The 20,162-nt window shown below is 58.9% G+C and carries 11 protein-coding genes; 4 read left to right on the top strand and 7 right to left on the bottom strand.

What is annotated here, in order from left to right; all coding sequences use genetic code 11:
* Window positions 1-62: 62 nt before the first annotated feature.
* Window positions 63-5,141, top strand: a complete 5,079-nt coding sequence (locus E4P00_RS10410; protein ID WP_248131361.1) for a DUF6543 domain-containing protein — start codon at window positions 63-65, stop codon at window positions 5,139-5,141.
* Between the two features lie 216 nt (window positions 5,142-5,357).
* On the top strand, window positions 5,358-11,576 hold the full coding sequence (locus tag E4P00_RS10415; RefSeq protein ID WP_248131363.1) for a membrane-targeted effector domain-containing toxin: 6,219 nt from the start codon (window positions 5,358-5,360) through the stop codon (window positions 11,574-11,576).
* Between the two features lie 98 nt (window positions 11,577-11,674).
* Here E4P00_RS10415 and E4P00_RS10420 read toward each other — a convergent pair whose 3' ends face one another.
* From E4P00_RS10420 to E4P00_RS10440, 5 genes are all read right to left on the bottom strand, one after another.
* Window positions 11,675-12,157, bottom strand: a complete 483-nt coding sequence (locus E4P00_RS10420) for a CS1 type fimbrial major subunit (RefSeq protein WP_078820401.1) — start codon at window positions 12,155-12,157, stop codon at window positions 11,675-11,677.
* Window positions 12,158-12,162: 5 nt separating this feature from the next.
* Window positions 12,163-12,921, bottom strand: a complete 759-nt coding sequence (locus tag E4P00_RS10425; protein ID WP_248131365.1) for a molecular chaperone — start codon at window positions 12,919-12,921, stop codon at window positions 12,163-12,165.
* A 59-nt stretch (window positions 12,922-12,980) separates the two neighbouring features.
* The gene (locus E4P00_RS10430; protein ID WP_248129975.1) at window positions 12,981-14,207 is read right to left on the bottom strand and encodes a hypothetical protein; all 1,227 of its coding nucleotides are present in this window, start codon (window positions 14,205-14,207) and stop codon (window positions 12,981-12,983) included.
* Window positions 14,208-14,254: 47 nt separating this feature from the next.
* A complete protein-coding gene (locus E4P00_RS10435; protein ID WP_216090796.1) occupies window positions 14,255-16,777 on the bottom strand; it encodes a CS1-pili formation C-terminal domain-containing protein in 2,523 nt (840 codons plus the stop codon).
* A 108-nt stretch (window positions 16,778-16,885) separates the two neighbouring features.
* The gene (locus E4P00_RS10440; RefSeq protein ID WP_032877593.1) at window positions 16,886-17,383 is read right to left on the bottom strand and encodes a CS1 type fimbrial major subunit; all 498 of its coding nucleotides are present in this window, start codon (window positions 17,381-17,383) and stop codon (window positions 16,886-16,888) included.
* Between the two features lie 493 nt (window positions 17,384-17,876).
* On the opposite strand from E4P00_RS10440, the gene E4P00_RS10445 reads away from it, so the two are divergent.
* Both E4P00_RS10445 and E4P00_RS10450 read left to right on the top strand, forming a co-directional pair.
* Window positions 17,877-18,386, top strand: a complete 510-nt coding sequence (locus E4P00_RS10445) for a PadR family transcriptional regulator (RefSeq protein ID WP_005785185.1) — start codon at window positions 17,877-17,879, stop codon at window positions 18,384-18,386.
* Window positions 18,383-19,150 carry a siderophore-interacting protein gene (locus tag E4P00_RS10450; RefSeq protein ID WP_248131367.1) on the top strand — a complete coding sequence of 256 codons (768 nt, stop codon included), beginning with the start codon at window positions 18,383-18,385 and terminating at the stop codon, window positions 19,148-19,150. Before E4P00_RS10445 ends, E4P00_RS10450 begins: the two co-directional genes overlap by 4 nt.
* Window position 19,151: 1 nt before the next feature.
* Here E4P00_RS10450 and E4P00_RS10455 read toward each other — a convergent pair whose 3' ends face one another.
* Both E4P00_RS10455 and E4P00_RS10460 read right to left on the bottom strand, forming a co-directional pair.
* Window positions 19,152-19,775, bottom strand: coding sequence for a Pr6Pr family membrane protein (locus E4P00_RS10455; protein WP_032877598.1), 624 nt, complete (start codon window positions 19,773-19,775; stop codon window positions 19,152-19,154).
* 4 nt (window positions 19,776-19,779) lie between these two features.
* Window positions 19,780-20,013 carry a VF530 family protein gene (locus E4P00_RS10460; RefSeq protein WP_003188882.1) on the bottom strand — a complete coding sequence of 78 codons (234 nt, stop codon included), beginning with the start codon at window positions 20,011-20,013 and terminating at the stop codon, window positions 19,780-19,782.
* Between the last annotated feature and the right edge of the window lie 149 nt (window positions 20,014-20,162).

Consider the following 20,162-nt stretch of genomic DNA (forward strand, 5'->3'; position numbering starts at 1 on the left):
CTGCCAGACGCTCCCCTGCGCGAATCTAGTCTGAGTGCCCGACCCACTACAGAAAACAAGCCATGAGCACCATTACCCCCTCGACACACGAAGATAAAGGCCAGCACTACGAAGTCATTCGCAAGGCCTTGCCCGACTGGATCACTACGCTGTCGGCATCACGTGTCAGCGCCTTGAAGTCCAGCCGCAAAACTATTGCGCCCTGGTATAAAAGTGCCTCGCCCCACCAGCATCAATTATTGAAAACCGCGATTGCCGAACATTGGCAAACCCAAACCCTTGTCGACCAGAAACTCGCCGCGGTCACCGACCTCAAAGGCTTTGCCGAGCCGTTGTTGAAAGCCGCGCTGAAACAGCAATACAACCTCGACGTCGATGTCCGCAGCACTTGCCTGCGGCTCTATGCCCCAGCCAACCAGGCATGGTGGGTCGGAGATTTTAGCGGTGGTGTGCAAAGCCGCACGGTGTCGCTGCTGGACGCGGCACTGCACAACTTTGCCGACAGCGAGGCGTTTACCGCCGATTCGCAATTCATCACCCGGCCCGACGCCCTGGGCCATTTCGACGTCGTCCCGCTGAAAGCCCAGCTGTCGATCCAGCAGTTCAAAACGCTGGTTCGCGGCCTGGACATCGGCGCCCAGTACCAACAGCACCTTGAGAACTATCTCGGCCGCACCGCCCCGGTGGTCGAAGGCGTGCTGCGAGCCCGGGTGATGCTCAATCAGCAGGCCGCCCTCAAGGTGGCTGCGCGCATGGCATTAATCAGGGGCGATATCCAGGCGTTGGATCATGCGTTGATCACAGGCTTGGTCAGGGGCCAGCAAAACCTCACGCTCGACGGCAAGGCCGCGCACTGTCATGACCTGAGCCTGATGGATGCCACCTTGACCGGCGTGGTACTGATTGCCGCCGACCTGGAAGTCAGTCGCCAGGCATCGCCCGTGATCGCCTATATCCCGGATGACCCGCAGCACCCACTCAAGCGCTATGCCTCGACGGTGGAGTTCATGCAGGCACTGACGGGGCAACTGCGCCAGCCCGACTACCAGCAATTCTTCAGCCGGTTTGTCGAGCATCAGTACCAGGGGCATTTTTTCAACCAGTTGGGCACGCGTTTGAGCCAGATGAAATGGCATCAACACGCGCCCGGCGATCCACAGCCGACCTGGCGTGAAACACCCCGCGACAACCCCAACCTGCAGTTCAGCGTGACGCGTGTACGCACGCCACTGTGGGAGCACCTGTATCAGCAAAGTCTCAATAAAATCCTCAACGATGCCCGTGAACTGGCGATCGCAACCGCCTACGCCGACCGCATGGCACGTTGGGCCTGGTGGGACAATCTAGAAAAAGTCCTCTCGGACATTCTCAACGCGGCGCTATTAGTGGTGACCCCCTTCGTTCCGTTTTTGGGCGAATTGATGCTGGCCTATACCGCTTACCAACTCGCCGACGAGGTGTTCGAAGGATTGTTGGATTGGGCCGAAGGCCAGGGCCTGGAGGCCATTGAACATGTGGCAGGGGTGACGGAGAACGTGGTGCAACTGATCGCATTCGGCGCCGCCGGGCAACTGGCCCATCTTAAGCTGTCCCCCTTTGTCGAGGGTTTGAAGCCTGTGACGCCGGCTGACGGCAAAACCCGTTTATGGCATGCGGACTTGAGCCCCTATGAACAAAAAGCCGTAACCCTGGCCCCCGGTTCGAAACCCGATGCCCATGGGTTTCACTCGCACGCAGGCAAAAAAATCCTGCGCCTGGAGAACAAGCACTACGAGGTCAGCCAGGAACCCGACACCGGCCGGCACCGGATCATCCACCCACAACGCACCGAGGCTTATCGCCCTGAAGTACGGCTGAACGGTCACGGCGCCGTGGTGCTGGAGGGCGAAGCTCCCCGGGCCTGGAGCGACTCACAACTGCTCCAGCGCCTGAGCCCGACCACCGCTACCTGGCCAGAAGCACGCCTGCAGCAGTTGCGCGCGATCAGTGGTATCGAACCCGGCACGCTGCGGCATATCTACTCTGAAAACCAACCACCGCCGCCGTTGTTGGCCGACACTTTAGGCCGCCTTGAACTCCGGCAGCACATCGATACCCTCAGCGATCCAGCCGCCGACAACGGTGAAGCGGCCTACTGGGCGGCCGACATGGTCACGCGAATGGACGGCTGGCCCAGCGGGAAAGCGCTCGCAGTATTCGAAGCGTCCGACTTGAGCGGCGAGTCGATCCGACATGGCGCGATGCAGGCCACGCCGGACGCAACACTGACCCTCAGCCGTGAAGACCTGCTGGCCGGCCGATTGGCCCAGCGAGTGGTGGACTTTCTGGATGAAACCGAACTCGCCGGGTTGCTCGGAGAACCGTTGCCCGCCGACAACAACACGCGCGTACACACCCTGCGTGAACAACTGAGCCGTTACGTGGCCTCGCGTAAAGACGACATCTTCGAGCATCTGTACAGTTTCAAACGCCAATCCAACAGCACCCACGGGTTACTGCTGCAACGGCAGTTTCCCGAGCTGCCCGACAACCTGGCCCGAGCGATAGTGGCCCAGGCCCGCCCGGCTGAAGTGCAGTTGATGAACGAAGAACAACGCGTGCCACTGCGCCTCAAACACCTGGCCAGGGAGTTGCAGTTTGAAACGCGAACCACCCACGCCTACGAAGGTTTCTACCCGGACAACACGCCCACACCCGATACCGAACGGCTGCTGCTCAACGCGTTGAGAATCCACAGTGACGCCTTCGGCGACCTGCGCCTGAGCATCCGCGAGCAACAGCCCAGCGGGCAATTGCGTTGCCGCGTCGGCCCGGACGACGCGACCACCGATACGCTGCTGATACGCACAGCGCCAGGGCGATACTTGCTCCACGGCGCTAGCGCCGATACCGCTTTGGATCTGTATGAAGCCGTACTTCAAGCCATACCGCGTAACACCCTGGGCTTCGCGCCTGGCGACAGCGAAGCGCTGCGCCAATGGCTGACACGTACCCTGCAACCGCCCGCCGAACGCCGCACGGTGTTGGCCGAACCGCCAACCCTTGACGTCGCCTCTCCAGCTATCCAGCACCTGCTGCAAAAGCCTCGGTTCAGCGCACTGCGCCACAGGCTGGGCCTCGCCAGCGTTGAAGAGCGGCTCAGGGCCCTGTATCCGATGCTGACCGAAGACGACGTGACGGCCTACGCCCAATCGCTGCGCTCGACCGAAGGGCAGCACCTGTTGACCGAGCTTGAAACCCAAAAAAAAGCCCTGTGCAAGTCCCTCAAAGACTGGCAAGAACGCCCCGCCGCCGGCACCCAGAGACGCCGCCCGGCATTCCCGGAGCAGTTGTTCAGGAAACGCGTGAGCGCGCTCATACAGCAAAGCTGGGAGCAATCGGCCAAGGGTTACGAAACGGACTTCGGTGAGCGTCGAGTGGGTGGCGAACTAGACCTGCGCGGAGAAACCATCTACGGCTTTTTGCAGAACTTCCCCCCCCTCGATACCCGGCTGGAACACATCACCAGTCTCAACCTGGCAGGCACCGACTTCACGGATGCCGACAGCCCCTTCCTGGACAACTTCCCCAACCTGCGCATTCTGGATATCACCGGTAAACGCCTGAACACCCTCCCCCAGGCCGTCACTGGTATGCGTCGCCTCACCCACCTGGGCCTGGCCGAAAATCCGATTCGCTGGCGTGCGCAGCACCTGGAGCACCTCAGGCAATTGAACCATCTGAAGGTGTTGATCCTCTCGCACAACGAACACTTGGTCACACCACCGGACATCAGCCGGATGCCGGAACTGCGCATACTGGCGCTCAATAACACGCTCATTCGCGATTGGCCCATAGGGTTGTTCGAACTGCCGCGCTCGCCCGACTTCAACCTGAACCTGTTGAATACACGGATCACCCAAGTACCAGTTGTCGAACCCGGTTCGGCGCACGCCGAACTGGTGACACGGGCACGCCTGGACAACAACAAACTGGCGAGCGACGCCGAGGACAGGCTGGTCCGCTACCGCCGCACGGCTGGCCTGGACCCCTATCGTACCTACCCCCCACGCGGTGAACTGGACAGTCAATTCTGGCTCGAACACCTGCCCCCCGAACAACGCCAGGGGTGGCAGGAGATCTGGGACGACCTTGAACGAGAGCACGGCTCCCAGGGCTTTTTCGAGGTCATCAAAAGCCAGCAGCTCCCGCCCCCTGAAATCGTCCACGACCCGGACGATCTAATGCGCTACAACCTGAACCTGCGCCAATTGCGTACCAATGTGCTACGCCTGCTGAGGGCCGCCGACAGTGACGAGCCAACCCGCACCGCGCTGTTCAACCTGAGCGCCACGCCGGCCAACTGTGCCGATGCGGGCGCCCAGCTGTTCAACGCCATGGGTATCGAAGCCATGAAGCTGGAGGCTTGGCGCGAGCCCACCGTTGAAGCTCGCACCCATGCATTGGTGCGGCTGGCCAAACAAAAGGCACGGTTGAACAAGGTCAATCGAATCGCGCAGCAGGATATCCAGACCCGCCTCAATACCCCCACGCTCAATGATGATGGCAGTGAAGGCCCGGCCTTGCGGCTGACCACCGATGTCGTCGGCGGTGTGGCGGGTACGGTGGATGAAGTCGAGGTGTACAGCGCCTATCAGACTGGCCTGAAGATCCGCCTGGATCTGCCTTGGCTGGCCGATCACATGCTCTATCGCAGTGCCGGCAACGTCGAAGCCCGGCAACTGGCCGACGCCTACGACAAAGTCATTGAGCAGGAGCAAGGTGATGGGCTGGTGAACCAAATGCTTGAGCAGTACTTCTGGAGCGACTACTTGCTCAATATGCATCCCGACGAATACCGGACAATCAAATGCCAGCATGAACTAGCCAGTGAAAGCATCGACGATTTGCGCCTGGCTCAAAACGCCTGGGCGGCCAATGAACAACTGTCAGTGCAACGCAAGAATTCCGCCACCACAGCCCAACTGCGCCAGCGTCTGCTCGACCTGGCAGACAGGCTGAATGTACCCCCTGAACAAGTCCTGACCGGCGAGCCTATGACAGAAGAGCTGTACTTGAGCCTGTTTCTCAAGAGTTTCGACGATGAACAGGAACTGGGCCGCCGCCTGACTCGCGAGGCCATGGTTGCCGCCGGGGTTTAACCCTCCCCCCCATTGCAGAAGCGAGCAGGCACCAGGCGTGCCCCTGGTTCCTGCAAAAACCTCAACTGAGCGCAGAGATGAAAGGCCCGTGTAGTGGTTAAGGTACGTAACGATCTGAACACGCGTGCTTGACCCGCACCGTGAATAGTTACCGCCGACACAATCCTCACCCACCTCATGCTGATGGTTCACCCCATCAGCATGAGCACAATGCCAATGAGCACGTCGAACACACCAGCGGCATCACCGACGCTTCAAGAAATACGTACCCACCTGCTTGAAATCGACCCAGCGTTGCGCACTCAAACCCAACAGCCTGCCGCAGTACCGCCTGAACTGCTTGCGCTGGAAAAACTGAACACTACCCTAACCAGCGCCAACAACGTCCTGCTGGCGAGGTCACACAGCTTGTTTGAGGCACTCACGCAAGCAGACCTCACCCAAGCGGCCGGCAAGACGTTGCTTGCCCAACTCAAAACCGACTTGAACAAGCACCTGCTAGGCCTTGACGAAGCCAGCACCGTGGACGGTCAAGGCCGCAAGAGCTACCTCATCCAAACAGCTGGCCTTGGCGCGTTGGAGCAGCAAGCCAAGCTGGATGTGCGCGATTACCTGCTAAGCCCTGCCGAACAGCGCATGGTTGAAGACTGCTCCCGAGGCCCGACCTTTCGCCCTGGCATGTACTCGCTCAACTTCAGCTACCAGGACAAAACCGTGGCGTTTGCCGGGGCGTTTGTACTGACGCGTAAACCCAGCCCAGTCGTAGACAACCTGACGTCGAAAGAAGACCTCGGCCAGGTCCTGTTGTTCACCCCAAACCGAGGCCTGGAGGCCTTCGACTCGCTGGCGCAACTGGACCAGCGACTCAAGGCGACGCTGGCGTTGCCGGCAGGCCATGAGGAATTCTGCCAACACCTGCCTATGCGTTATCAGGCGCTGGACGTCGATGACATCTGGCCATTGCAATTGCTGCCCATCGACGACGAGCCACTGTTCGAACATACCTACAACGCGATCATCAACAAGCGCAGCCAGGATATTGAACTGGCATTGAGCCTGGTTGAAAACCCGCTCCACGAGGCAACACTGCTCCAGTCAGCCTTGGATAACGCGGTGAAGGCCGCCCTGCCAGACTTGTCGTCACGCTTGGCGTTCAGGCGCCAACAGCTACTGGAGCGCAGCGTCTATAACAGCCTGCCGCACTGGTATCGCAATGCAGCTGCGACGGACCAGCAAACCCTGAGTCGTTTCATGCAGGATTACAATCAGGCCCGGGCCACCTATATCGAGTTGCTGGGGCCTGTCGCTTCGCCTCAAGCGCTGGCGAATTTCCAGTTGACCGAGTATCTGGACGAAGCGCTGGAAATCCACGACCTGGACCCGCACCACCTGAAGATCACCACCCGGCGCAACGTCACCCATGTCGGCACCTATGAGCAGACACGCGACCTGGTGCAGTTAAGCTATGACGGGCTGCACACCGGCGACGAGTTGCCCGGCTCTGATTTTTTGGCCAATACCACCCTGACCTATGCGGGCGCGGCACTGCAAGGCGACCATGCCATTCTGAACGCGCAGAGCCTGCTCGACATACTCCGCGAACCCGGCCTGCAACCGCGCCTGGACTTTGCCGCGCTACAAAAAAAAATGCAGGCCGATACTGAGTTCAACAAGGCTGCTCGCGACCTGTTTGATCACCGGCTGGTGTTGCTGGCCTTTATCGCTCGGTTGCGAGGCGACCTGAGCCAGGGAGACCACAGCCTGTTCGACACGTTGCGAGCCGGTACGAACCCGCTCCTGTGTGCGCGAACCGTGCTGCTGCATGGCGCGCAACTCAAAGACCTGTGGTTATTGCGCGAGGAGGATGCCGACGGCCAAATCCGGCGCTTGCTGTTGTGCACCCCGGATTCGCCACGTGAGCGACAGTTCCTGGTATTTGCCACCGAGCGCGAATGCCAGACGCATATCATCGGTTGGGCCGATGACAAAACGCGGCTTAAGGGTCGCACCATGAGCGACTACCTGTTGGAGCAATGCCCGCTGCGTTTTCGCCCGAAGATGGGCACCTTTCTCGCCGGGCTGGGCTTCAGGCCCGACGCAAAGGAACACGAAGAGGTGACATTCGGCCCAGTGTGCTCCCACACGGTCTGCCTGGACGCCATGGTCGTTCATTCGCAAAGCGCAGCGCAGGACGACTACGAATACAGCACCCCGCTCTGGTATCGCTCGGCCAAGCCGCAAGACCGAACCCGTTTGACCCGCCTTGCTGAAGATGCCGCAGGTGCCTTGCGCGTCTATAACGCCATGCCCGATTCAGAAGCGAACTTCATTACCTTCAATGCCTATTTGCACGATAAAGCCAAACTCAGCCTGAACACGCTGCTGGGCCGCCCTCAGAATGATATCGACCCGGACACCGTGTTCGTGTCGGCGCCCTGGCCGTTACTGGGTGGCAAGCCCCAGCCCATCTCCTATACCAGGCTGTACAGGGACGGTTACACGGATAACGTCGGTTTCATCGACGCGAAATTTTCCACCTCGGCCACGTTCAGTGGCCCGGCGGGTGTCGACCTGAGCCACTTGACGCCACAGAACGTATCAAGGTCGGTGACCGGTGTATGGATCGGTCAACGCTACACCGACGAAGTGCGCACCAAATTGCAAAGCGCGAGCAGCCCCGGTTACGCCAAACGGCGCGACGCCACCTTGGCGATCACGCAACTGCAGATGAAATACGCAGCTCTGGATTGCTGTCTACGCGGCCATATCGCCCGGGTCGACTTGACCTGGCTGGAGCGTGCCATCGACAGCCTGGGCGATACAGCGGCTGCGACTCGCTCCACTTACCAAGTACATCGCCTGACGCTTGACGGCGATTGGGTGATGGGCAACTACCTGTTCAGCCACGCCGATAACCCGGTTTTGCTCTACTCCCCCAACGCACCCGATGGCATCAGCTTTCGTGAGGCGAAGCTGTTCAACTACTGGCTGAAAAAAGTCGACGGCGTGTCGGGTTACCTGCAGGGTCGGGTGCCGATCCAATCCCAGGTACGGATCGGGATGTTTCTGAAAACTGCCCGCGATGGATTGCCAGCGACGATTGACCGTACCACTCCAAGCCCGGCGCGCTATGACCGGACAACCTCCGACACAACCCTGACCGACCTGCGCAATGACCTCTACAACATGGTATTGCAGCGAAAAATTGATGATGTGATCGCCACCACGGTCAATCGAACGGAGATGATCATGGGGATTCTCTGGATGTGCGTCGAACTGGTCACCGCCATCGCCACCATCCCTTTTCCCGTATTGAGCCTGGGCCTGGGTGGTTTGCTGGCGTTCAAGGACGCGATGCTCGCCATCAGTGCCTACCAACAGGGTGACATGGCCGGGGCCTTGAGACACTACATCGGCTACCTGGCCAATGTGGGCGGTGCTGTGTTGTTTGACTTTCGCCCGGCTCTAAAAGGCCCTTTCAACACACTGTCTGTCAGACCGGTTACTAAAGCGATACAGCAGGCCACGCTGATCAACGATATCGACCCTGGCATTACTGCCGGAATGAAACCGGTGCTGTTCGATGGCCATCCGTTCTGGGTCAAGAACACACAGGATTCTCTGGGGCGGCATCTGCTGTTTCGCCATGACCCAGTCACCGGGCAAATGCAGTCGACTACACGTCTGGTCAACAAGAACACCGATGGCCAGTGGATACGTTCCGGGGTTGCGGCAGGCGGGCGCAGAAAGACATATACGGTACTCCAGGAGGAAGTGGACCAGCCACTGGCTCGCTACGAGATTGCATCCGAGCAAGGTAAGTACTTCAGATCAGCGCTCAACCTTGAATATGTGCGCAACGTCGTCAACCATCCGGATGACGTTATTGCGCAGGGCGTACGTGAAGGGGCCCATTTTGATTTGAAGCCTCTACGTAATAGCTATCCCGATCAGGTGAAACACCTGACTGAAGATGCGCAGGCGCTTTACGCCTCACCTCCAGCGCGCCCGGACCGCACCGGTTTGCCGGCACTGGCACCGGACTCCAACCCGTCTACCGTACTTGCCACCCTGTTCCCACTCAAGAAGGCGCTGATCATCGGCGCATCCAACACCAGCGTTGCCAGTAAGCAGTTACTGATCGAAAACCTTCAGGCCTTGGCCGCGCAAGGGCTCAAACGCTTGCACATCGAAAACCTGCCGGCCGATGTTTTCCGCACCAAACTCAAAATAATCAACGGCGAAACCAAGGGCAATCTTGCGCATGCCTTGAAGCAAGTCGAGGACCATTTGGCGCGGGTCGACGCAGGCTTGGGCTGGGATGCAGATGCGCCTTTTACCTTCCGTAAACTGATGCTTGAAGCCCATCAGCACAAGGTCGCGATCGACGGCGTGGACGCCTCGAGCTCATATCATATGGAGCATGTGCTGGAGCTATCTGACAAAGAGCGATTTATCCCGCGTAACAGTCAACTCAGAAACTTTTATTCCCACCAAGCGCTTGCGCAAAACGATCCCGATGATGGCTGGATCGCCCTGGTAGATCACATTCGCATAGGCAGTACCGACGAGGTGCCGGGGCTGGCCGACTTGCAGAATGTCATCGCCTTGCGTGTGGATGATGCTATCCCTGGCCAGGCAGTGGGCATCCTGCCTGATACATCCTCCGCCGCGCTGTCTCGGGGTGATTACAAGCTGACAATGGCCGCAAACACCCAAACCTTGCCGAAGGCCGGCCCCTCGAGAGCGGTACAGGTCCCCCCATCACCGTCTCATTACAATGAGTTTGATCTGCCCGCATCGTTCAAACCGGACCTGGACGAAATGGTGCATAGGCAAAAAAGCTTTGACCCCCGCTACGGACCTGCAGCGGAAGACCCGTACCATCCGGCGCACCAGGCGTTCAAGCAAACACGCAGTCGCCTGGATGAAGCCGCCAAAAAGGCTTTTACCGCTTACACGCCACTGCCACGCCCGGACTTCGCCGACCTCGCCACGGCGACAAGTGAGGAGGCGTTTATCAGGCAGCTGTATAAAAAGATACGGGGACTGATTATCGGCGAATCCCATCTTGATACCTACAGCAAACAGTTCCTGATCAAATACATGAAGCTGTTGAAGAAGGAGGGCGTCGAGACCTTGTACCTGGAGCACCTGCTCACCGATCTGCATCAGGCAGAACTGGAGCTTTTCTACCGCACGAGCAAAATGCCGAAGAACCTGAAACGCTATCTGAGAGCGCAAGATGCCGGCCAGATGCACGGTTATACCGGGCCCGACACTTACACCAATGTGGTCAAAGCCGCGAACAAGGTAGGCATTCGCGTGCGTGCGCTCGATTGTACGGCCAGCTATCACGTTAAAGGCATGAACACGAACAACGCCCGCACGAACCTTTTCAACTATTTCGCCAATGAGGTGATCAAGGCCGACCAGTTGGCACAGGGCCCGCATAAATGGGTAGCGCTCATAGGGGACTCCCACTGCGATACGTACCTGGGTGTCCCAGGCATTGCGCAATTGCAGGATGGGGTCAGCTTGAGGATACGCGATGTTCACCCCACCCAGGCATTGCCGCTGCAGAGGGGAGGATGGGAATTCGTCGAGGGTCAGATTGGCTCTCCCGGAACAAAAACCCTGCGCAGTGACTTCAAATTGCACGTCGGTATTGCCGACATTCGCGCGCCGTCGCCTAAAACTGCACCGGATCGTGCATGGTTGAGAAATGTCGACGACTTCCTGATCGAACAACCCTCAAGCACCGAAGCCAATGTGGTCTACCGCACCATTCTCGGAGGGCAGGCGAGCACCCCGATTAAAATTGACGACCTGGGGAAGTTCTTTATTGAAGATTTTCCGCTATTGAAAGATAAACGTTTCACAACGTTGGAACAGGTGAGCCAGGCACTTAAAGACGACGCGTATATGACCCTCGTTTCCGCTACGACCCTGCCGAGCGCACGGCTGAGAACCATCGGCGACGCCCTGATCGAGCGACCTACTATTCTTGATACCTGGTTGGTCCACCATTCCAACAGCGGAGAAGTCGTTCGCACGCTTATTGAACAGGACGCCAGTAATCAGTTCTTTATTAAACGTTGGAACCTGGACAACAGGCGCTTCCGGACGGTCGAACATTTGATCGAGGCACTCAAGCGAGAAGTCCAGTTGTCATTTGTCACCCCTACGGCTTCGCCCCGAACGCGGCTGGTATCGGCAGGTCAATTCGTGGTTGAGCAACGGGCTTTACCGCCTCAAGCCACTGTGATCCACCGTTCCGGTGATATGAATATATATTCCACCGTCGTTGAAACAAATCCTGAGGGGCAGTTCTATATTGATCGTTGGCCGCAGTTGCAAAATAAACGTTACCCAACGCTGGATGATTTGATTGATGCACTCATAAAGGACGTGGGTTTGACGGCCGCTTCATAATGCCGTGTTCGGTTTTGGCCCGCGCTCGCGCAGTGCGGGCCACCAGCTTTCTGATCACACACAGCAACATCATATTCATACTCGCAAACCTATTGCGGTCAAGGCGCCGGAAAATCAAACAACAGGTGCACCGTGCCGTAATACTCGCCGCCCTTGTAACCGTCCGCCGGTTCGATGGCGGCAATTTCCAGCTCGGCGCGGCGGCCGGCACGTGCCTCGTCGGCGCTGAGGACCAGGGTCGAATCCAGCGTCAGCGGCACCCGATTGAACAACACCTGCAGTTCGATACGGTTGCGGCCACTCAACAGGTAAGGCGTATCACCCAGGCGCGCGGCCACCCCGCCATTGATGTTCTTCACGTCGAAGTTCTTGCGCAGGCGTCCCAGCCGGGCAGTCGCCAGATCCCAGGCCAGCACCTGGTCCTGCCCAATCCAGTCGGGCTCGGAGGGCAGCACATAGGCTTCATGGATCGGGATGGTCACCGACACATCAAACGTGTGGCGCTCCTGGAACGCCAGCGCCCGTTCGCCCATCAGCACAGGCGCCATCAGTACCGCCAGTACCGTTAGTTGCTTGAACATAGTCATCACCCGTTACTGCTGACCGACATCGGTTTTTTGTTGCGGCCTTCGATCATCTGGAAGTTGAACTGGCGCTCCGGCTTTTTCTCGAGCACCAACTGGCGACCGGGCAGGATGTGGTGCTTGGTGGTGGCCTCACAGTCGGTCTTTTTCGCCACCGAACAATCGCGGAACTCATCGAGCACCACCACGCTGTTGCCCGCATTACGCAGGGTGTACTGGCTGGCGGTCTCGCTGATTTGCGTATCGAAACGGGTGTCCTTGGGCCTGACGAAAAACACCGTGCCGTAGCCCGCCATGACATTGACCCCGGCCGCCAGCGCGTTTTTGTACTCGGCACGCTCTTGATCGGTCACGGCAAAGTCATCTTCCTTTTCCGGCACCACCGGAATGAAGCGCACGCGGAAATAGCGCTCCTTGTCTCGCAGGCCCATATACAGCAACCGTGTGCCCTGACGCCCACCGGCCGGTACGATCAGGCGCGCCGGGCTGGCCATCAGGCCGTCGCGATTGGTGGTGCTGCCTTTGGCGTCGGTCATCGACGCGACGGGCACTTCCCGGGACGTGCCGTCGGCGTTGTAGACGATCTCCAGCACATTGACCTTGATAAACGCGGAACTGGTGCCGCCGTTGTAGACCCGCTTGAGGTAAGAGCTGCGGTCGCCGTCCAGATAGTCATAGACCACCCCAACGTTGATCGCCGGCCCCGCATAAGCGCCCAACGACATCAGGAACAGCCCCACCGCTAACACTGCATGTTTCATGTTTGATTACGCCTTATAGATTGAACCCAGCCAACGGCTGATATGCGGCCAGTGCCCACTCAGACTTCTGAATCCCAGATCACCGTGACCACGCCGGTGTAGGTGCTGCCGGGTTGCTTGAGCATCTCTTTCACGTCGTCTCGCTCCACGGCAAAGTGCAGGCTTGCGGGACGGTTATTGACGTAATGGCCAGGCTGGAACAGCTCGGTGCCAGTGCCGTCAAGACGCAAAGGCAACTTGCTCACGGCCTGGCCGTACTGGTCTTGCAAGCCAAAAGGCAAGGTCACACCGACCTGCAGCGGCACTTCGTCCCCCGCGCTATTGCGCAGGCCGCAGGTGTTGCCGATGGTCAGGCCGCATTCGAGTTGCATCTTGAAGCGGGTACTGGCGGAAATGACGAAGGTCTGGTCACGGAACAACCGCGCCGGTTGGCGCCCACGGTTGAGCCAAGCCTGCCAGCCGCCCTCGGGCAACAGCTCCACGCGGTTGCCCCCCGGTGGCAGGTCCACCTTAAGGTTGTGCTCTACCCGAAGATCGAAGTTGAAGGTCAACACATCATCGTTTGGAAGGTAGAGGTCACCAAAATCGAAATCCTGATACGGCCCGACACGGTAAGTAATCGACCCTCTGTAATCCCCCGCTTCCATATCCAAAGGATTAGGCGTACGCAATTCGTACGTGTACTCAAGCATGCTGAAACTGGAGGTGGGCACATCAAACGGCGTCACCAGATTACAAGCACCGGCGCCTTCCGGTACGAGCCAGAACCACAGCCTTAACGTGGGGGCAGCTGCCCACATGCCGGTGTACTGGCACGGAGCCGGTGCGTTCGTCCAGTTGGCGGGTAACGAACTCCAGGCCTGAACGCCCGGCGGATTAGTCGTATTGAAGCGGCTGCCAACCCCGGAAATACGCATCTCCACTGTTTTCCGGTCGCCCTTGGATGAAACCACCTCAAAACTTCGCCACTCGGAGGGGACCTTGAACATCAAACCTTGACGCGGGTTTGCATGGTTGGCCTCTATCGGACCGCTGGCGACAAAGTTGATATCCCAGGTCCGGATACTGAAAATCCCCAACGCCTCGCACCTTGCCGGCATATGCCCTGGGCATACCCCGCTTTGTGGGGTGGTGTTGGTGAACTTGTTTACCATCGGGTTACCGGGGTCAGGGCGGAACTCAGCGGTAATGTCTTGCGTGGCAGCCAAGGACAACGGCGTAAACGCACACAATGCTGCAGCCACTGATACTGCTCGCCAAGTCAGGTTCTTGATTGGATTGCTCATGCTGGTCAACTCATGCCTCTGAACACGCATCGTTCTGGTTAGGAAGTTCATCCGGCCGCCTCGGACGCACGACCGACCTCGGCCAACGTATCCGGGGTGCAACGCAAGTCGCCAATCATCAACACGTCGTTTTCGTTCGGCGCATTGCTGGGGTCCAAGCGAAACTGGCAAAGCAGCTGGTTTTGGTAGCGCACTTGCAAGGTAGGTGCGCTGGAACTCATTTCCATCGAGAAGAACCCGTCCACTTCGCTGACCCCACGGCTGGCATGATTGATCACGTGATGGCCCTTGAGCGGTGCGCCGTGCTCATCCAACAAGCGGCCGAGCACGGTGACGGTTTTCATCACGGTGATTTTCCGGTAGTCCACGCCGCCTTTGTTCAGGTGATAGCTGGCGCGGGTCGGCTGGATATTGGCGGCGGGCGGGTGATTGCCTTCAAAATCGAAGCTCACGCTGCTGCTCTTGTAGGCCGAGACCGGCACGTAGTTGCGCCCGGGCCGCAAGATGGCGCCGCCACCGCCCAGATCGTCGGCGCGCAGAGCGATTTCATCGAGGTCGGTTTCCACGTCGATGATCATCCCGGCACCGTTACCCTGGTATTGGCTGCTCAGCAGCATCTTGCCGGCACCGGCGACAAAGGTGCTGTTGAGGTTCAAACCGCCACTCAGGTCGCCATTGAAGGAGCTGCGCTGCACAAAACCGTCGCCACTGAACGCGTCTGTATTGAAGCTGGCCATGCCCGACAGGCCGACACCATAGGTATCGGTGATCGCTGTCGCCGAGACGCTTTGCAGCGCGTGGTCGGTGAGGTCCTGGCGCAGGGTCACCGAAGCGTTATTGTCGCGCCCGCCATCACGGGCGGTACGGGTGCCGATGCTGCCGGAAATCTGCCGGCCATCGCGGCCCAGGTTCATGCTGACGCTCACGTCCACGCCGCGATTGCGCGCATCGTTGGTGCCAGCGCTACCGGGCCGATCGAACACCGAGAAGCGCCAGTTGGCATCGCTGCCGAACAGGTTGTCGTGGCGGCTCCAGCCCAGGTCCAACCCCGCGCCCTCGATATTGCCCTCACTGTGGGACAGGCGCATGTTCAGGGTGTTTTTCGCGTCGAGCCGGTGGTTGACCGACAACGCGGTGTTGCTGGCCTCGCCCACGAAGGTATTGCGGCGCAGACGCGTACCGTCCGGCAGTGTTTCGTAGGTGTCACGCGTGTCTAGCCAGCTGCGGTTATGGCTGAACACCAGGTTGGTTGAGCCCAAGGTGTAGAGCCCTTGCAGGTCCATGCCGGTGCCATGTTCCTGGGTCTGGTACAGGTTGGCATAGACGCTGGTGTTGTTGGCCACCGTCCAGTCCATCGACCCGCCGTACTGGAGTTGCTCGCGCACCTGGCGGGCCGACAGGCCAAGGATCACGCGCGGGTGTACCAGATAGTTGAGCGACGCACCGGCCGTCATTGCGCCCGAAGCCTGTTCGTCCCAGTTGCTGAACAACTTGGTTTCGCGCCCGGCGAACAGGTTGTAGCGCCAGCGGTCTTCGGCGTTGCGCCAGTTACTGGGCTTGTACACCAGCTCCTGGGTGGTGCTGGTGGTGAGGCCGTCTTCCACCAGGCGCACTTCCACTTCATAGATGCCGCCGGGCAGTGGCCGTGTATCGAGGGTTTGCAGGCCTGCCGCTACCGCCTGGGTGTTGATCAGCAAGCCGTTGCGGTAGATCTCCACCGCCGCTTGGCGGTTGGCGGTAACGTAGATCGGGTACACGCTGGGCTTGGTGTTGTTGATGGCCAGGCTGTCGGAGCTGCCATACATCAGGCCCAGCGCCGTGTCGGGGCTGGCGCCGAAGCTGCGCAGTTGACGGGTCAGGCCGTCGGAATTGGGGGTGAAGTGACCCAGGCGGAAAAACTGCCCTTCGAGTTCGCGCTGGGTGTACAGCTCGTGAATCGCATGGCGCACTTGTTCTTCATCGCCACTCTGGCGCGCCAGTTGCAGGTTGAACACCTGGCTCCAGTTACCCACGCTGGAACTGGCTTGCAAGCCATAGCGACCGCCCAGGCTGTCCTCCTGGCTGCCGTTGAGGTTGAGCTGGTTGTTAATGATCAGCCCCAGGCTGCCGCCTTCGGGCTGGTCATAGAAACGCGGAATGTCGTCACTGCGTTCGACGTCCTGGGTCAGGATCGACAACTGGGAGTTTTCCAGGTTGTAGAACGCCGAGATCATTTTTTCCGGGCAGGCCTGGGTGCAGGCGCCCAGGGCCACGCCTTTTTCCAACACGGCTTGCCAGGTATCACGGGTAGCGGCCGGGACTTTGCTGTCGCCGGTGTCGGTAAATTCGAGCAAGGTCACGCGATCATCCCGTGACAGCACAATCAGAGCCTCGCCCAGCGGTTGCTGGTCCAGGTCCACACGCACCGCCAACGGCACGTCGAAAAAGTGATCACTGAAACCTGCGGGCAGGCCTTGGGCCTGGGTAATCAAGCTGCCAGGGGTTGCAGCGCCGGAGGCAGCGGGTGCAGCCAGCGCACTCGTACACATCAACAGCGCAAGCGCAGCCGCGATAGGCGTCATCGGAAACATGAACGGATACCCTGAATGCCAAGAGATAAAAAAACCAGGTCGGCGGACAGAGAAGGGAATCAGCCGACCTGCAAGTGAATGCCCGTGATTAACAGGCACTCATTGGCATCACAGGGCTGGCAGTACGGCGTCGAATACCACCGGAATGGTGGTGGTGTAGGCACCGCGCTGAGTCGCCGTAGGCTTGGCGGCAGCGATGCGCATTTCCGCACCCACGCCTGGGGTGGAGTCGGCTTCGTTGACCACTTCCTGTGGCGTGCCGGTGAGGGTCACCCCGTTGAGGGTGGTGGTAACCGGGATGTTCTGCGCGGCATCACCGTTGAACAGCACCGCCGGGCCACCTTCGATGTAGGCGGCAACCGAACCGTTGGTGTTCTTGATGTCGTAGATGGCGCTCAGGGGAGCCAATTCACCGCTGACCAGGTTGTAGGTCATGGTCTCGTCACGGCCCCAGTTCGGATCACGCGGCTGGGCGTGGAACACGGTGGTCGGGATGTTTGCCTTGAGGTTGACGGTGTGGCTGGCTTCACCGGCAGCGATAGCGGTTACCGAGGAAGACAGCGCCAGAACAGCCAGGGGAACAGCAACAGCAAACTTCTTGAACATGGTCAATACCTGTAGTTGACAACATTGATTGGTTCATTGCCAAGGAGATCCCTAACAACGAATTACATTGCCGATTAGTTGGAACAAGCAATGCCAAACAATGATCAATTGAAACTAGAGGCAGGTATGCAGGCGCATTCTAAAATGAGCGTAGCCCTTGTAAACAGGGGTCGAGCGAAAAAGATGGCATTTCGCCAAAACTTTAAAAGTATCCGTAGGAAACAGGCTACACACTTAAAAACACGATAAGGAAGTTACTGTAAGACGCAGACCACACCAACTCAAAAGCGCCTCCACAACCACGGGCCAGATAAGAATTCGAGTCATGACTCTAATTAAAGTTATAACTCTATAAATTAAAAAGATCCAATCGGACTTGTTTCACTTATGACCGAAACCCGCGGCTACCCCGTTGACCGTTGGTCGCCAAGGGCTACCCTTCGTACAAAGATATATCTTAAGTTATATCTAAACCTGTACAGAGGACTTGCGCATGAAACACGAGCATCGCGGCGAATTTGAAAAACGCGGCGGCCGCGGCCCACGGGTATTCGCCCCCGGCGACCTGAAGCTGCTGCTGTTGTCATTGATCGCCGAGCAACCTTGCCATGGCTACGACCTGATCCGCCGCATCGAGAGCCTGTTCGACGGCGCCTACAGCCCCAGTCCCGGCGTGATCTACCCCACCCTGACCTTTCTTGAAGAGAGCGAGCTGATCAGCGGCGACGCCGATGGTGGAAAAAAACGCTACACAATCACCGACGCCGGTCGTCTCTTCTTAAGCGAACAAGCCGTTGCCCTGGATGGCGTGCGCATGCGCCTGGATGTCAGCAAGCGCTCGCTGCGTGGCCACGACCGCCCACCCCAGATCCATGAGGCGGTGCACAACCTGCGCCACGCCTTGCATTCGCACAACGGGCACTGGAGCCCGGAAGAAATCATTCGTGTCGCGGCGCTGCTCAATCGCACCGCTCAAGCCATTGCCGACGGGACAGACCAATGAACACACAAGCCATTCATCGCGTGACCCACGAAATCAAACGCCGCCGCCTGGAAGTTCTGCGGGTGGTGGACATCACCCCACGCATGCGCCGCATCACACTGGGCGGGCCTGAGCTGGAGGGCTTTATCAGCCTGGGCAGCGACGATCACATCAAGCTGCTGTTCCCGCAGAACGCCGCCGAGCAAGCAGCGCTTGAAAGCCCGACGTTCGCCATCAAGGGCGACGGCCCGCAACCGGCCATGCGCGACTACACGCCACGGCGCTACAACCTGGAAACCGGCGAGCTGGATATCGACTTCGTGCTGCATGGCGATGGCCCTGCGTCCACCTGGGCCGAGCAGGCGCAGGTCGGGCAGCACCTGTATATCGGTGGGCCACGGGGCTCGATGATCGTGCCGGACATTTTCGACAGCTACCTGCTGATCGGCGACGAAACTGCCCTGCCCGCCATTGCGCGGCGTCTGGAGGAGTTGCCCGCTGGGCGCAAGGTGCTTGCGGTGATTGAAATCGCCGATGCGGCGGAGCAACAGACGCTGCAAAGTGCGGCCGATGTGGAGGTGATCTGGGCGCTGCGTGGCCGCGATGACCTGCTTGAGGTGGTGCAAAACCTGACGCTGCCCGACGGCACGCTGTACAGCTTCGTGGCGACCGAAACCAGGTTGTCGCGCCAAGTACGGCGGGGGTTGCTGGACACCCACAAAGTCAATGAGGAATACCTCAAGGCCGTGGGTTACTGGCGCGCCGACGGTAGCCCGCAAGAGTGAGTCAGGGCCGGGGCTTGATGAATTTATCCAGCCCCACCATCACCAACGCTATCGCCACAAACCCCGCCAGAATCCCCCCGGCATTCACAAACACTTGTGGATAACCGAGGCGGTCCACATCGATGAACGGGTACTGATATTGCCCAAGCAAATGCCCACGCATCAGCACATACGCGAAGTACATCAATGGGTAAATCACCCAGGCGCCGATGTGCTTGAGGCGCAAAAAACCCTTGGGCACACAGCGCCACCAATAAATCAGAAACAGCAACGGCATCACGTCGTGCAGCAATTCATCGGCGATAAATTGAAAGCCTTCAGGGCTCCACAAATGCCGCAGCAGCAGGTTGTAGGCCAGGCTTACCACCACAATGCTCACGGCGACTCCACTGCTGATGTGAGGTGCCAGGAAAAACCGTTTGCCGGCTGACTCCCGGTTGACCCAGGCATAGCTCAACACCACCACCACCAGGGTGTTGGTCAACACGGTGAAGAAACTGAAAAAACTCACCAGCCCACCCAGCAAGCTGGCTTCAATGGACCAGCGTGAATAAAGGATCAGGTACTGCTGGATCGCCAACCCCACCCAGCCGGCAAGCGCCGCCGTCGCGACAAAACGCTTCATGGGTTCAGTCCAGCGGGCGTTTGGTGCGCATCAGCTTGACGTACAACCCTTCGACTTTTTCCCGCGCCCAAGGCGTCTTGCGCAGGAAGGTCAGGCTCGACTTGATGCTCGGGTCGCTCTTGAAGCAGCGGATATCAATACGTTCGGCCAAGCCGCTCCATTCGTAATGCTCCACCAGGGTGGTGAGCACGTGTTGCAGGGTCACGCCGTGGAGCGGGTCGTTGCTTGTCGCGGTCATGCCGGGCCTTTTGCAAAAAGAGGAAACACAGCCGCGCACCTTAGCCGACGAGGCGTGCAGGTGGAAGCATCGCATTGAATATAGCCCGCCAGGAAAAGTTCCCCTTCCAGACGAAAAAAGAGATGTTATATTGTAACTATATCTATCAG

Origin of the sequence: Pseudomonas sp. B329, assembly GCF_023127835.1 — a bacterium.
GTDB lineage: Bacteria > Pseudomonadota > Gammaproteobacteria > Pseudomonadales > Pseudomonadaceae > Aquipseudomonas > Aquipseudomonas synxantha_A.

Bases quoted from the DNA above. Each gene is read 5' to 3' on its own strand.
- E4P00_RS10460 (WP_003188882.1), bottom strand. From the start codon at position 20,013: ATGACCGCGACAAGCAACGACCCGCTCCACGGCGTGACCCTGCAACAC.
- E4P00_RS10415 (WP_248131363.1), top strand. From the start codon at position 5,358: ATGAGCACGTCGAACACACCAGCGGCATCACCGACGCTTCAAGAAATA.
- E4P00_RS10455 (WP_032877598.1), bottom strand. From the start codon at position 19,775: ATGAAGCGTTTTGTCGCGACGGCGGCGCTTGCCGGCTGGGTGGGGTTG.
- E4P00_RS10425 (WP_248131365.1), bottom strand. From the start codon at position 12,921: ATGAAACATGCAGTGTTAGCGGTGGGGCTGTTCCTGATGTCGTTGGGC.
- E4P00_RS10450 (WP_248131367.1), top strand. From the start codon at position 18,383: ATGAACACACAAGCCATTCATCGCGTGACCCACGAAATCAAACGCCGC.
- E4P00_RS10435 (WP_216090796.1), bottom strand. From the start codon at position 16,777: ATGTTTCCGATGACGCCTATCGCGGCTGCGCTTGCGCTGTTGATGTGT.
- E4P00_RS10440 (WP_032877593.1), bottom strand. From the start codon at position 17,383: ATGTTCAAGAAGTTTGCTGTTGCTGTTCCCCTGGCTGTTCTGGCGCTG.
- E4P00_RS10420 (WP_078820401.1), bottom strand. From the start codon at position 12,157: ATGTTCAAGCAACTAACGGTACTGGCGGTACTGATGGCGCCTGTGCTG.
- E4P00_RS10445 (WP_005785185.1), top strand. From the start codon at position 17,877: ATGAAACACGAGCATCGCGGCGAATTTGAAAAACGCGGCGGCCGCGGC.
- E4P00_RS10410 (WP_248131361.1), top strand. From the start codon at position 63: ATGAGCACCATTACCCCCTCGACACACGAAGATAAAGGCCAGCACTAC.
- E4P00_RS10430 (WP_248129975.1), bottom strand. From the start codon at position 14,207: ATGAGCAATCCAATCAAGAACCTGACTTGGCGAGCAGTATCAGTGGCT.